Origin of the sequence: Verrucomicrobium spinosum DSM 4136 = JCM 18804, from assembly GCF_000172155.1 — a bacterium.
GTDB lineage: Bacteria > Verrucomicrobiota > Verrucomicrobiia > Verrucomicrobiales > Verrucomicrobiaceae > Verrucomicrobium > Verrucomicrobium spinosum.
Map to the genome: position 1 here is coordinate 3191166 of NZ_ABIZ01000001.1, position 13392 is coordinate 3204557.

The window sequence follows — 13392 nt, forward strand, 5'->3', positions numbered from 1 at the left end:
TTCATGAAATAATGCAGGCGCCGGCTTCCAACCAGTTGGAGACGGTGCGCTCGGCCAGGCCCCAGGACAACGTCATGCCCAGCCCGCCCATGGCGGTGACCATGGTGACTCGTTCACGGGGCTGTAGCACCACCTGCGTCTGGCCTATGGTGCTCTTGAGATAGACTCCGTGCCATCGTGAGTCGATCCGATAGGATGGCAGCCGGGTGAAGGTGGCGAGATAGCCCAGCACGAGGTCGTTGACCCGGCTCCAGTTATCCGGGGTGAAGTCCGGGCCGTACTCATGGGAGTCACCCAGAGTGATCGTGCCGTCCGCGTGTTGCGCGGCAATGACATGCACTCCCCACTGGTGATGCTCTGGCATGGCATCGTGCAGGACTGACTGCAGGTTGGCGATGCTGGGGCAGTCCTGGAAGGCGGGATAGTGGGCGAGAGTGAGATCACTGACCATGATGGCCCCAAGGCGCTGGTTGACCGGACTGGTGCGCATCATCTGCAACTGGCAGCGGCGGATGTGGGACTCTGCCAGTTCCTTGGGGAAGAGAATCTGCATCTCCTCTCCGGCCGCGATCACACACTGGTCAAAAGGCAGCATCCGACCGTCCGCCAGTTCCACCGCGTCATCGTGCACCTTGATGGCACAGGCTCGATTCAGGAAATTGACCCCCAGGCTTTTCAGGTGGGCCACCAGAGCGGTGAGCGCGGTCGCGGACTGGATGCAAAGCTCATGGGGGCTGAAAAGTGCACCCTGTAGCCCCTCGGGGTTTGCCAGGGGATGCCGCTTGATCGTCTCTTCAGGCGACAACAGCTCAAACCCTTCCGCAGCCGAGTCCGGGAGTGCGGCAAATTCCTGCAGCACAGACCAGGCCTCGTTTCGGTAGGCGAGACTAAGGGAGCCGCAGGCGTCCGCAATAAAGCCTGCGTCGCGGGCCAGTTCCTTCCATCGCTGCACCCCGCGGAGCGCTTGCGTGCGTTCTTTGCCAAAAGACAATCCCACCGGCCAGATGGTGCCGAAGTTGCGAATGGAGGCTCCCAAGGGACGGCTGTTGCGCTCTACCAGGGTGACAGTGCAACCGGCCTCCAGAGCGGTGAGGGCATGGGTGAGGCCGATGATGCCGCTCCCGACGATGACGACACGTTCTGAATGGAGATTCTGCATGGCTGGCGAATTTGCGCAGGCTGATCGTGAAAGTGCGCGGTGCGGCACGTTCCTTCTCCGCGCAGGATGCGACAAGATGCAACTTCGCCAGCCAGAGATGCAAAATGGAGAAACTGTCCAGCAGCCCCGGACTGGACTGGTGACGCTGGCGGCAGCGACGGCGGCCTTTGCCACTTACACCTCCATGTATGCCTTCCGACGCCCTTTTACCGTGGCGACCTATGAGGATCTCACCCTCTGGGGTGCCGACTACAAGAGTGTGGCGGTGGCGGTGCAGATTCTGGGGTACATGATGTCGAAGTTCGTCGGCATCAAGGTGGTGTCTGAGACGCCTGCGGCCCGCCGGGTGACCATGATCTTGGGTCTGATCGGCATTTCGGCCTTTGGGTTGCTGGTGTTTGCTGTGCTGCCTGCTCCGTGGAACGTGGTGGGCCTGCTTGTGAACGGGCTGCCACTCGGGATGATTTGGGGCTTGGTATTTGGCTTTTTGGAAGGGCGGCGTGTGACAGAGTTTCTGGGGCTTGGCATGAGTTTAAGCGTCATTTTTGCTTCCGGATGGGTGAAGAGTGCCGGTGGCTGGCTGCTTCGTTTTGGGGTGCCGGAGTTTTGGATGCCGCTGGTCACCGGGCTGCTCTTCGTGCCTTTGCTCCTGGTGGCAGCGGCGGTATTGGGGCGAATGCCGCCCCCCGACGCTGCTGATCAAGCCGCGAGGATGGCGCGGCATCCGATGGACAAGCGGGCAAGGCGCGAGTTTCTGCGGCGTTGGTGGCCAGGGATTGTGTGCTTCACCGGCGCCTACCTGTGCCTCATGACCTATCGTGATGTGCGCGACACATTCATGGCGGAGGTGCTGAAGGAGCAGGGCTATCGCGGAGATCCAGGGGTGTTTTCTGGATTGGAGACCATTGTTGGCTGCCTGGTCATCGTGTCGCTCTTCTGGCTGCGATGGGTGCAGGACAACCGGAAGGCGCTGATTGCCAATGCAATGTTGATTGTTGCTGGCCCCGTGATTGCGGCAGTGGGGACATGGCTATTCCAGCAGGGACTTCTGGGGCCCCAGGCCTGGTTGGTGGCCACGGGATTCGGCACCTACCTGGCCTTTGTACCCTTTCAGAGCTTGATGTATGACCGGCTTCTGGCGGTGTTGCGGCATGCTGGCACGGCCGCGTTTCTGATCAGCATTGGGGACGCGTTTGGGTACTTGAGCACCGTCGCGATCTATCTGAGCCGGTTCGTGGAAGAGTGGCGGATGCCCTGGTCCCTGATGCTGATGGAGGGGAGCTATGTGCAGGCGGTCCTGGTGGCAGTGCTCACCGTGGCAGGTGCCTGTTACTTCCTGAAACCAAGGGCGCGTCGTGAGCAATGAAAGACAGGAAACAGCTCCTGGCTACAGCTTCGCCTCCCGGTATTGCCCGGGGGTGAGACCGGTCGCGGCCCGGAATTGACGGCAGAACATCGCCTGGTCGTAGAATCCGCACTCGGTGGCGATGGTGCCCATGGCAGCGCTGGTCTCTCGCAGCATGGCCGCTGCGGCATCGATTCGTGTCTTGGTCAGAAACTGCCGGGGCGAGAGCTTGAGCACCGCCTGCATGCGGCGTTCAAGCTGGCTGAGAGACATCTTCACGCTTTGTGCCAGGTCGTCGATCCGGAGTGACTCTGCGTAGTCGCGCTGGATGCGCTCGATGATGGTGCCAATGACTCCCAGCCGGGGATCGCTGTCTGCCGGGGCACGAAGATCGCGGGAGATGCCGGCGAGTCCGATCACTCGCCCGTGGGGATCATGGACGGGCACTTTCTGGGCGAGGTACCAGCCGGGACTGCCATCGGGATTGGTCACCATCTCCAGGCGGTCATGGATTTCCTGGCCTGTCTTCAACACCAGATCATCCTGTTGTTCATAACCTGCGGCCAGCAGTGGGGGGAAGAGCTCCCGGGCCGTGCGACCGAGGAGCGAAGACTTGCCGGTGGCACCCACACGGCGGACGAGGGCGAGGTTTACGGCAATGTACTCGCGGTTGCGGTTTTTGACGCAGAAGACGGCGTCCTCCAAGCCCTCGAAAAGTTTCTCGGCGACGACGAGCGCGGGTGCTGCTTCAAAGACGGAATCACGGAGGGAGTCGGGACTTTTCACAGGACAAGAATCTGATGCGTGAAAAACGAATTGTGTAAATTCCGCATCCAATATAGCGGAAAAAACCAAGACCGCCAGTGGAAATGAGAACACCTTCGAGCATGACTGACATCAGCTCACGTGCCGTGGTCCGGGCGGCCCATCTGCTAGCCGCCGCTGTCAAAGAACCGTCTGCAGCCGAGCGGGCGGAGGCTTTCCGGCTCTCCGGTATGGTGGACGACGAGCGCGGAAAGGCGTTCACTCTGGAGATGGTGGACCGGGTTTTCCGGAGCCGGCAGCCCATCCAGCAAGCCAGACGCTTTCGGGAGCTTTTGCAGAAGTTCGGCGTTCCGGCTTACCTCACTCCGGTGCAGCGGGGACTGATGAAGGTGGCCGAGGTGGCGTCCAGATGGCTGCCTGGTGTGGTCATGCCAGCTGTGGCCAGGCAACTCCGGAAAGACAGTGCCAAAGTGATTCTGGCGGGGGAAAAAGGGCCGCTGCGCCGCTATCTGGAGGTGCGCACCCGCCGTGGCACGCGGGTAAATTTGAACCAGCTGGGCGAAGCGGTTCTGGGAGAAGCGGAGGCGAACCATCGTCTGGAAGCCATCCTGGAACTTCTGGCCCAGCCGGAGGTGAATTACGTTTCGGTAAAGATCTCTGCGGTCTTCAGCCAGATCAATCTGGTGGACTGGGACGGTACGTTGGAAGCTGTGCAGCAGCGGTTACGGCGGCTGTACCGGGCGGCTCTGCCGGGAAACAAGTTTGTGAATCTGGATATGGAGGAATACCGCGATCTGGAACTGACGCTTGCGGCCTTCCAGCGCACTCTCAACGAACCGGAGTTCTTCGGTCTGCGCGCGGGCATCGTCCTCCAGGCGTATCTGCCGGACTCCTGGAAGGCGCAACAGGAGTTGACCAAGTGGGCCAGGATGCGGGTGGTCGGCGGAGGGGCCCCCGTGAAGCTCCGCCTGGTTAAAGGAGCCAATCTGGCCATGGAGCAGGTGGACGCGGAGCTCCATGGGTGGAACGCTGCCCCCTATGCCAGCAAGACGGAGACGGACGCGAATTTCCGCCGCATGCTCGAGTTTGGATGTCGTCCGGAAAATGCCCGGGCCGTACGCCTGGGTGTGGCAAGTCACAATCTCTTCGACATCGCACTGGCTCTGGAAATGCGCCAGCAACCGGGTCTCTCACCTCTGGTGGAGCTGGAGATGCTGGAAGGCATGGCCAATCCTCAAGCACGGGTCGTGCAGGAGGAGGCAGGGGGGCTGCTGGTGTACGCCCCGATCGTGAAACTGGCCGACTTCCACAGCGCCATGGCCTATCTGGTGCGTCGGCTGGATGAGAACACTGCACCGGATAATTTCCTGCGGGACCTGTTTGCGCTGGAGCCGGGAAGTGATGCCTGGCACCGGCAGGAGCTGCGCTTCCTTGGGGGATGGGAGATGCGTCATCGCGTCTTTGCGGGATCTTATCGGGCGCAGGCCAGGCCGGTGGGGCGAGGGGGCTTCGAGAACGCTCCGGACACAGACTGGACCCAATCCAGCGAGAGGGAACGGCTGGCCCGGGCGCTCGCGAGCTTCAAGCTCCCCTTCGTGCCCAAAGCGGATGTGGACGGGTGTGAAACGGTGCTACAGACAGCCGTTGCGGCCCAGGCGTGCTGGGAGAGCTTGGGGTTCGAGGTAAGAGGTGAAGTGCTCCGGAGTTGTGCTGAGGAGATGTCAGCCGGGAGATTTCAGTCCATCGCCCTGCTCGTGCATGAAGGAAGAAAGGCGGCCGCAGAGGCTGATACCGAGGTGTCGGAGGCGATCGACTTTGCCCGGTACTATGCGGGATATCGTCCCAGCCCACGGGTGCAGGCCTCTGCTCTGGGAACGGTGGTGGTGACGCCCCCTTGGAACTTCCCCTATGCCATCCCCTGCGGGGGCGTGCTCGCGGCGCTCATGGCGGGGAACAGCGTGATTTTCAAGCCAGCACCGGAGACGCAGGCGACGGCCTGGTGGTTGGTTCAGCAGCTCTGGCGCGGGGGCGTGCCGCGGGAAGTGCTCCAGTTCTTCCCTTGTGAAGACGGGGCGGTGGGGCAGGCGCTCATTACCGATGCTCGTACTGCGGCTGTGGTCCTCACTGGCGGATACGAGACCGCCCAGCTCTTCCAGAGCTGGAGGCCGTCTCTGCGACTTTATGCGGAAACCAGTGGCAAAAACTCCCTGATCATCACGGCGCAGGCGGACCGGGATCTGGCCATCAAAGATCTGGTGAAATCTGCATTTGGACATGCCGGGCAGAAGTGCAGCGCGGCCAGCCTGGCCATCCTGGAGGCTGAGGTGTATGACGACCCTGCTTTCCGCAGACAGTTGCGGGATGCGGCCGTCAGTCTGAGGGTGGGGGATGCTACGAGTGCCGCCAGCGTGGTGACTCCTTTGATCCGGGAGGCGTCGCCGGCGTTAAAACGGGCGCTGACCACCCTGGAGGAGGGGGAGGAGTGGCTCCTTGAACCGCGTCAGGACCCGCGCAACCCGTGTCTTTGGTCTCCGGGCATCAAGCTGGGGGTGATGCCGGGCTCCTGGTTTCACAAGACAGAGTGCTTTGGACCGGTGCTCGGACTGATGCGCGTAGAGGATTTCAACGACGCCATCCGCATCCAGAACGACAGTGATTTCGGCCTCACGGGTGGCATTCACAGCCTGGATGACCATGAGATCGCAGTGTGGCGGAAACGAACTGAAGTGGGCAATGCCTATGTGAATCGATCCATCACCGGGGCCATCGTTCAGCGCCAGCCTTTCGGGGGATGGAAGCGGTCTTCCATCGGCCCCGGGGCCAAAGCAGGCGGGCCCAACTACGTTGGACTCTTCCTGAAATTCGCTGATGCACGCCCGGTTGCATTGAACGCCGTCGCCGCAAACTACGGTCAGGCCTGGGGCATTCACTTTGCCCAGGAGCATGATCCCTCCGGTCTCTGCTGTGAGTCCAACATCTTCCGCTACCGGCCTTGTCGGGGAGTGGTGCTCAGACTGGAGCGGGAGGATGCCACGGTGCTGGAACTGGCAAGGCTCGCAGCAATGACGAGCGGCGTGCCTCTGCATGTGAGTCTGGCTTCCCAGGAGAGCGAGGGGCAGTTCATCGCGCGGCTGCCTGTGCTGGCCGACAAGAGCGAGTTTCTTCGAACCGTGGAGCCACCTTCGGATGCCATTCTGGTTGCGGCTCATGCCGCCGGCTTGAACTGGATTGACGCTCCCTTGGTTGCTGATGGGCGCACCGAACTTGTCCGGTGGGTACGGGAGCAAAGTCTGAGCCAGACCCTGCATCGCTATGGGCAGATGTCCGCTGGCGCGAGCTGGGCCAATTTGGAAAAGGTCGTCCCACCTTCCAAGTCTCCGGTCATGGTTCAAGTGACTGCCTGATTGATACTCATTGCTCTTTCCCGACTATGGAAAACTCCATCCTCCCCGTGCACACGGGGCATGAAACGGTGCAAGTGTGCATGGATCCCGCCACGGGATTGCGTGCCATCATTGCGGTGCATGACACGCGTCTTGGTCCGGCCCTTGGTGGGGTGCGGATGTGGAACTATGCCACGGAGGAGGAGGCGCAGTTTGATGTGCTCCGCCTGGCACGGGGTATGACGTACAAGGCGGCCGCGGCTGGGCTGAACCTGGGAGGCGGCAAGGCGGTGATCATGGGTGACAGTCGTCGGGACAAGTCGGATGCGCTTCTGCGCCGTTTCGGCGAGTTTGTGGAACTGCTGGCTGGTCGCTACATCACCGCGGAGGACGTGGGCATTGGCACCCGGGACATTGGCATCATCAGTGAGACCACATCCCATGTGGCCGGGCTGCCGGGGCAGAGCGGGGATCCCTCGCCCTTCACGGCCCATGGCACCTTTCTCAGCATCAAGGCAGGTCTGAAACGGGCCACGGGCAGTGAGGAGTTGTCAGGTCGCAAAGTGATGGTGCAGGGCACCGGTCACGTGGGGCTGGCCCTGGTCAGACTGCTCCGCAAGGAGGGTGCTGTCGTGTTTGCCCACGATGTGAGAGACGACTCCCTGCGCGATGCGGTAGTGGCAGGGGCGCGTCTTGCGACGGCAGCGGAAGTGTACAGCCGGTCGGTGGATGTGTATGCGCCCTGTGCGCTGGGGGCGACGTTGAATCCTGAAACCATCCCGCTGTTGCGTTGCAAAGTGGTGGCGGGTGCTGCCAACAACCAGCTGCTGGATGAGGACCGGGATGGGCTGGCATTGCAAAGGCGCGACATTGTGTATGTCCCAGACTTCGTCGCCAATGCAGGCGGCATCATCAACATCTCTGTCGAGCGCGAGGGTGGCTATGACCGCGACCGCGCACTCCAATTGACGGAGAACATCCGGAACAATGTTAACCGCGTGTTTGAGATCGAGGATGCCGAAGGTCTTCTGCCGCATCAGGCTGCCATGCGGTTGGCCGAGATCCGGTTGAATCGCGGCCCACAGCCGCGGGCGATGTCTGTTCATGGAACTCCTTTGGTCTAAGGGAATCGATGAAATCCATCCTCATCCCCCTGGAGGTGATCCAGATTTTAAAGCGGGATGAGGCGCTGCGCCGTCATGAGATCATCCTTGGGGCGAAGGCGATGGATTGAGTAAACTGATTGGGAAACTCTAGAAAACTGCCTTCATGCACGCTCCCGCGGCTCCCGCCGCCTCTTCTGAACCTCCTGCGAATGCTGCGCCCGAAGAACGGGATCAATACTGGTACACCCAGGTGTATCAGGGCGATTCCCAGCCGCAACTAACTTTTCGCGCCGTGCTGGTGGGAGGGGTGCTGGGGATGTTCATGTCCCTTTCCAATCTCTACACCACGCTCAAGCTCGGGTGGGCCTTTGGGGTGGCGATCACGGCTTGTGTTCTTTCCTATGTCCTGTGGAATGGTTTGCGTGGGCTCAGCGGAGGCCGGCTCTCGCGCATGAGTCTGCTGGAGAACAACTGCATGCAGTCCACTGCCTCAGCTGCGGGCTACTCCACGGGAGGCACGGTGGGCACTGCCTTTGGTGCGCTCCTGCTGACGACGGGCATGCACCAGCCGTGGTATGTGCTGGGGGCCATGGTGCTTCTCACAGCCCTGCTGGGGGTGCTGCTGGCCATCCCCATGAAGCGGCAGATGATCAATCACGAGCAGTTGCCGTTCCCCAGTGGCATTGCGGCAGCGGAGACGCTCCGCAGTCTCTACGCCCAGGGAGCCACGGCGATGCACAAGGCCTGGTCGCTGCTCATCTCTCTGGCAGTGGGGGGTGTGGTGGGATTTCTAAGAACGGCAGGGGCGCTCACGGAGCAGTTGCGTCACACGGGGCGTCCACAGGCCTGGCTGGAAAGCCTGCTCCGTGCGGTGGGGATTCCAGAGTCGCTGGCTCTGCCCACATGGCTTCACACCTGGCGAGGCGTGGGGCTGGCAGGTTTCGCCTTTGAGCCCAGTGTCTTGCTCATCGGCGCAGGGATGATTGTGGGGCTGCGCGTTTCGCTGTCCATGCTGGCAGCATCCGCAGTGCTGTATTTTGGGTTGGTGCCCTGGCTGATGGAGCATGATCAGGTCCAAGGGGGCGTGGCTGGCTATGTGCCCTCTCTAACGGTTGCACAGGGCATGATTAACCCGGTGCGTTGGGCCTTGTGGGGTGGGACGGCGATCATGGTCTTTTCCAGCCTGACCTCGGTGGCCCTACAATGGCCAACTCTGATGCGGGCTTTTCGGGCAGCGCGGGCGCTTCGTGGCGGACCAGGGGCGGCTGACCCCTTGGCGCGGATCGAGGTGCCTTTTTCCTGGTTGGTCATCGGCGTGCTTCCAGTGGGGGCGGCACTGGTGGTGGTGCAGTGGGTGGCCTTTCATATCTCCATTCCGTTGGGCATCCTGGCGGTGGTGATGTCTTTGCTGGTGGCGCTGGTCTGCTGCCGGGCGACGGGCGAGACAGACACCACCCCCATGGGGGCCATGGGCAAAGTGACGCAGCTGGTGTATGCCATGATGCCGGGATCCGCTGGCAATGCCACGATCAATCTTATGTCTGCCGGCATGACGGCGGCCGCAGGAGCCAGTGCCTCGGATTTGCTGACGGATCTCAAGAGTGGTTATCTCCTCGGTGCCAATCCGAGGAAGCAGTTCATCGCCCAGTTCTGCGGAGTGTTCTTTGGCACCCTGGCGATTGTGCCTGCGTGGTACGCCTTGGTGCCGGACAAGGCGGCCCTGGAAGCGTACAATCCACCTGCGGCCAATATGTGGAAGGCGGTGTGCGATCTGCTGACCCAAGGCGTGCACATGCTGCCCAAGACGGCGGTCCTGGCCATGGTGGCAGGGGCGGTCATTGGGGTGGCCCTGCCGGTGCTGGAAAAACTCCTGCCCCGCTTCCGCCCGTATCTGCCATCAGCGATGGGGCTGGGACTGGGACTGGTCATACCTTTCCAGAACGGTCTCTCCTTTGCGCTGGGAGCGGCGCTGGCGGTGTTGTGGGGGCGGCTGCGCCCGCGGCAGGCGGAGACGTTCTGCATCCCCGTGGCATCGGGTCTCGTGGCGGGGGAGTCACTCGTGGCGGCCATCATCGCCATCCTCTGTACGGTGGCCGGTTTTCTGGGGCGGTAGCACGGTTTGAGGTATAACGACCAACATGGGACGCCCATGTTGGATCACGCCTTGAAGGCGGCACGGTAGTCCTGCAGCGTCTGTCCCGTGCCGCGCCGGAAGAACCGGCGGAGTTCTGCCGCATCCAGAAAGCCGGTCTTGGCAGCGATATCTCCTGGACCCAACTTGGTGGTGGTGAGCCAGTGGCGGATGATGTCGAGCCTGGCGCGGTCCACCTCCTCTTTGGGGCTGATGCCCAGAGCTTCTAGAAAGCGCTGCCGCAGCAGGCTGGCGGAGACGCCAAGCTGGTCCGCAATCTCTCCCACACGTGGGGCGGTGGCCGCAGCCTGCTTTCGGATCAATCGTACCGCTGAGGCCACCAAAGGGTCGCGTATGGACAACACATTCGTGCTCTCCCGGATGGTAACCCCACTCACTGGCACCCGCTGAATGTGGCCGCCTGGGGCGGGGAGCCCCTGCATGAGGGCGTAGATCGCCTCGGCGGCGCGCAGTCCGATGGCCTCACCCGGGTAGGTGACGCTGCTGAGAGGAGGTGTGGCGGCCTGGCAGAAGTGCGACTGGTCATTAAAGCCTACCAGCGCGACATCTTGCGGCACTCGCGCACCGCTCGACTGGGCAGCCTGGAGCAATCCGTGGGCCAGCATGTCATCCGCCGCGAAGACACCGCAAGGACGCGGCAGGGCCTGGAGCAGACCGGAGTAAGTCTCGTGCAACTCCTCCCAGACGGGTCCGTTGTTCCGCCGGGTGGACACCTGGAAGAGCAGCGGCGTGAACCCTGCCTCCTCCAGTGTTTTCCTGAAACCAGCCTCCCGCTCCTGAGAGTATCGCCTGGCGACGCCCAGGCCGGTAAGACCATCGTCCACAAAGGGTGTGGCCCGGCCGACGTAGGCAAAGTGGCGCAAGCCCAGGGTGAGCAGGTGCTTTGCGGCTGCGGCTCCGCCGCCTTCATTGTCGGGAACGATGCTCGGGAACACCCCGCCCAGACGTTCTGTGCTGAGGTTCACCACCGGGATGCCAGCCTTGCGCCAGGCTGTCGCCTCCTGCGGTGTGTAGCGAAAGACGATGAGACCGTCCCCGTGCCATCGCGGACCGATGACTACCGGTGCCAGCTCCCCACCGGAGTCCATGGGGGCCTCAATGACCCACGGCTCGTGGGCCTGCATGAACTTCAGGATACCATCGAACACACCGCGCTGAAAAGTGATCCAGGAAGGGAATCTCACGCCCACTCGCGGCAGAGCCAGGGAAGGTGGAGACGGCGGGCTGGACATCGACATTATAAAAAGCCTGAATTTCCGTCCTGGGCAATGGGGCTTTGTTACATTCGCGTGAGGTCGGTGGCGATTTTGCCTCCAGGACTGTCCAATTTGCGAAATGACGGGCAAGGCGGCTGAAGCATGCTGCCCACGCGGACCAAACTGCGAGGACTCGGGGTGAGGTCGCGTCATCCCATTGTGATCTCTTATGCGACTCCTACCTGTCTGCCATGCTGTCTTGATCCTTGCCGGGCTGAGTGGTCTGACCGCACTCTCCCCTGCTGCCACGGTGATACTCGCGAATTCTCCCAACGCCAATGGTCAACCTGCCAGCAATGCCAATCTGCCAGCGACGTTTGGCGACAATGTAAGTCTTGGGGCACCGGGAAATGCGGTGTTTGCCACCTCTTCAGGGGTAGTGGGCATCGTGGGGACGCCAGACATTGGGCTGACCTGGTCCGCCACGGGCGGGAGTGCTGCCAATGCGTGGCAATCGCACACGTGGAGCGGGTCGGGTGGAAATGCGGGCGGAGGCGCATTGCAGATGGATGGTTCACAGATCAACAGTGTCTTCTCCATCACCTTCACCCCCACGGCTGTCAGCGGGGTGTTGTTGGGGGGATTCAACTTCATCGGCGACACCAACGGGGACTCGTATCAGTACCGGGTGGATGTGGTGAATCTGGCCACGTCACAGACGGTCTTCACCACTACCACAGATCTCTGGACGACCACCACCACTCTGGCCTTTGCCAACGCTCCATCTGTGGATATTGGGTACACCGGTGATTTGAACGTGGCCTATCGGCTGGATCTGGTCCGGATCGGCGGCACGGGAGCGTCGTCCGCCGTCGATATCGCAATCGACAATCTCCGGTTTGATCAGGTGCCAGAGCCGTCGCGGGCGATGCTGCTGACGGCTTCCTTGATGGTGGGAGCCATGCGCCGTCGGAGACGCGGGCGTGCCGGGGTGTGTTGTTTGCTGAAATCCAACCAACCCGGCTACGCTGTTTCTGCCGGAACTACCAGCCCCCCATGACCTCAAGGGTGTAGCCCCGGAGGTACTCCGTTTCCGGAATGCCGGTGATGATGGGGTGGTCAGCGCGCTGGCTGTGCACATCCAGCAGACGAAGAGAACGCTTGGCATCCACCGCTGCGGCATTGATCATGGCGCGGAAATCTCCGGCTCCAACGTGGTGGGAGCAGCTGAATGTGGAGAGGATGCCGCCGGGCTCCAACATCTGGAGGGCGCGGAGGTGGATCTCCTTGTAGCCGCGCAGGGCATCATGGAGGGACTGCTTGGTCTTGGTAAAGCTGGGCGGATCCAAGATGATGAGATCGTAGGTGTTGCCGTTCTTTTCTGCCGTCTTCAGGAAGTCGAACACGTTCTCCGTGCGCGCCCCGAGGGCGACGCCGGCGGAGCGGGCGTTCTGAAGCGCCATGTTGACTGCGCTCTCGCTGATGTCCACGGCAACCACTTCAGAGGCACCAGCGACGGCACAAGCCTGGGCAAAGCCGCCCTGGTTCGTGAAGCAGTCCAGGACGCGGCGTCCCTTGGCATAGCGGGCCACCTTTGTGTAGTTGTCGAGCTGATCAAGATAGAGGCCCGTCTTCTGACCTTCGTAAAGGTCCACCTGGAAATGAAGCTTGCCAGTCTTGATGGAGAAAGGCTTCGGAGCCTGGCCGTGCAGGAGGGTTTTCTCCAGTTCCAGACCTTCCGCTTTACGTACTGGGGCGTCGTTGCGGGCGATGATGCTCTTGGGCTTAAGGAGCTCTTTGAGCGCGTTCGCGATGAGGTCTTGGCGCATAGACATCGCCATGGTGAGAGTCTGCATCACCAGGTGATCGCCGTAGCGGTCCACGATCACGCCTGGCAGGCCGTCGGATTCGCTCCACACCAAACGGCAGAGCTCCTGGTCGATCGGGAGGGTTTTGCGGAAAGCGAGTGCGCGCTCAATGCGGCGCACGAAGAAGTCCTGGTCCAAGTCCTGGCGGCGGAAGGAAAAGCGCCGGGCGACAATCTGTGACTTGGGATTGTAAATAGCGCTGCCCAAGGACCGTCCTTTGACGTCTCTGAGGGTGACCACATCCCCTGGTGCGGGATTTCCGATGGTTCCTTTGACATCACTGGCATAGACCCACTCGTGCCCGTGAAAGAGGCGGGAGCGGGGTTGGACGGTAAGAGCTGACATCCCCCATGGTGCAGGGGAACTGGCATTTGTCCAATGGTGATCGCAATCAGGTGGCATTTGTCCGGTGGACCCG

Annotated in this window: 9 protein-coding genes; 5 read left to right on the forward strand and 4 right to left on the reverse strand. The window is 61.7% G+C overall.

The features are described from left to right. Window position 1: 1 nt before the first annotated feature. Window positions 2-1159 (reverse strand): TIGR03364 family FAD-dependent oxidoreductase, encoded by a 1158-nt coding sequence (locus VSP_RS35210; protein WP_009961084.1) that lies wholly within the window; start codon window positions 1157-1159, stop codon window positions 2-4. Here VSP_RS35210 and VSP_RS35215 point away from each other — a divergent pair. Then, entirely contained in the window at window positions 1158-2525 is a 1368-nt protein-coding gene (locus VSP_RS35215; protein WP_009961085.1) for a DUF5690 family protein, read from the forward strand. The two genes, VSP_RS35210 and VSP_RS35215, sit on opposite strands and share 2 nt — an antisense overlap. A 21-nt stretch (window positions 2526-2546) precedes the next feature. On the opposite strand, the gene VSP_RS12920 is transcribed toward VSP_RS35215, so the two are convergent. Next, window positions 2547-3290 (reverse strand): AraC family transcriptional regulator, encoded by a 744-nt coding sequence (locus VSP_RS12920; RefSeq protein WP_009961086.1) that lies wholly within the window; start codon window positions 3288-3290, stop codon window positions 2547-2549. Window positions 3291-3391: 101 nt separating this feature from the next. On the opposite strand from VSP_RS12920, the gene VSP_RS35220 reads away from it, so the two are divergent. From VSP_RS35220 to VSP_RS35225, 3 genes are all read left to right on the forward strand, one after another. Further along, the gene (locus tag VSP_RS35220) at window positions 3392-6673 is read left to right on the forward strand and encodes a bifunctional proline dehydrogenase/L-glutamate gamma-semialdehyde dehydrogenase (protein ID WP_009961087.1); all 3282 of its coding nucleotides are present in this window, start codon (window positions 3392-3394) and stop codon (window positions 6671-6673) included. Window positions 6674-6699: 26 nt separating this feature from the next. Further along, the gene (locus VSP_RS12930; protein ID WP_009961088.1) at window positions 6700-7776 is read left to right on the forward strand and encodes a Glu/Leu/Phe/Val family dehydrogenase; all 1077 of its coding nucleotides are present in this window, start codon (window positions 6700-6702) and stop codon (window positions 7774-7776) included. Between the two features lie 145 nt (window positions 7777-7921). Then, window positions 7922-9871, forward strand: coding sequence for an OPT family oligopeptide transporter (locus VSP_RS35225; protein WP_009961090.1), 1950 nt, complete (start codon window positions 7922-7924; stop codon window positions 9869-9871). Window positions 9872-9915: 44 nt separating this feature from the next. Here VSP_RS35225 and VSP_RS12945 read toward each other — a convergent pair whose 3' ends face one another. Next, window positions 9916-11142: an AraC family transcriptional regulator gene (locus VSP_RS12945; protein ID WP_029190405.1), complete on the reverse strand. Its 1227-nt coding sequence runs from the start codon at window positions 11140-11142 to the stop codon at window positions 9916-9918. Between the two features lie 193 nt (window positions 11143-11335). Here VSP_RS12945 and VSP_RS12950 point away from each other — a divergent pair, with 193 nt between their 5' ends. Further along, a complete protein-coding gene (locus VSP_RS12950) occupies window positions 11336-12166 on the forward strand; it encodes a PEP-CTERM sorting domain-containing protein (RefSeq protein ID WP_157210866.1) in 831 nt (276 codons plus the stop codon). Here VSP_RS12950 and VSP_RS12955 read toward each other — a convergent pair. Further along, the gene (locus VSP_RS12955; RefSeq protein WP_009961093.1) at window positions 12150-13319 is read right to left on the reverse strand and encodes a class I SAM-dependent rRNA methyltransferase; all 1170 of its coding nucleotides are present in this window, start codon (window positions 13317-13319) and stop codon (window positions 12150-12152) included. The genes VSP_RS12950 and VSP_RS12955 overlap by 17 nt on opposite strands. Window positions 13320-13392 lie beyond the last annotated feature (73 nt).

Bases quoted from the DNA above. Each gene is read 5' to 3' on its own strand.
- VSP_RS12945 (WP_029190405.1), bottom strand. From the start codon at position 11,142: ATGTCCAGCCCGCCGTCTCCACCTTCCCTGGCTCTGCCGCGAGTGGGC.
- VSP_RS12930 (WP_009961088.1), top strand. From the start codon at position 6,700: ATGGAAAACTCCATCCTCCCCGTGCACACGGGGCATGAAACGGTGCAA.
- VSP_RS35220 (WP_009961087.1), top strand. From the start codon at position 3,392: ATGACTGACATCAGCTCACGTGCCGTGGTCCGGGCGGCCCATCTGCTA.
- VSP_RS12955 (WP_009961093.1), bottom strand. From the start codon at position 13,319: ATGTCAGCTCTTACCGTCCAACCCCGCTCCCGCCTCTTTCACGGGCAC.
- VSP_RS35210 (WP_009961084.1), bottom strand. From the start codon at position 1,159: ATGCAGAATCTCCATTCAGAACGTGTCGTCATCGTCGGGAGCGGCATC.
- VSP_RS35225 (WP_009961090.1), top strand. From the start codon at position 7,922: ATGCACGCTCCCGCGGCTCCCGCCGCCTCTTCTGAACCTCCTGCGAAT.
- VSP_RS12950 (WP_157210866.1), top strand. From the start codon at position 11,336: ATGCGACTCCTACCTGTCTGCCATGCTGTCTTGATCCTTGCCGGGCTG.
- VSP_RS35215 (WP_009961085.1), top strand. From the start codon at position 1,158: ATGGCTGGCGAATTTGCGCAGGCTGATCGTGAAAGTGCGCGGTGCGGC.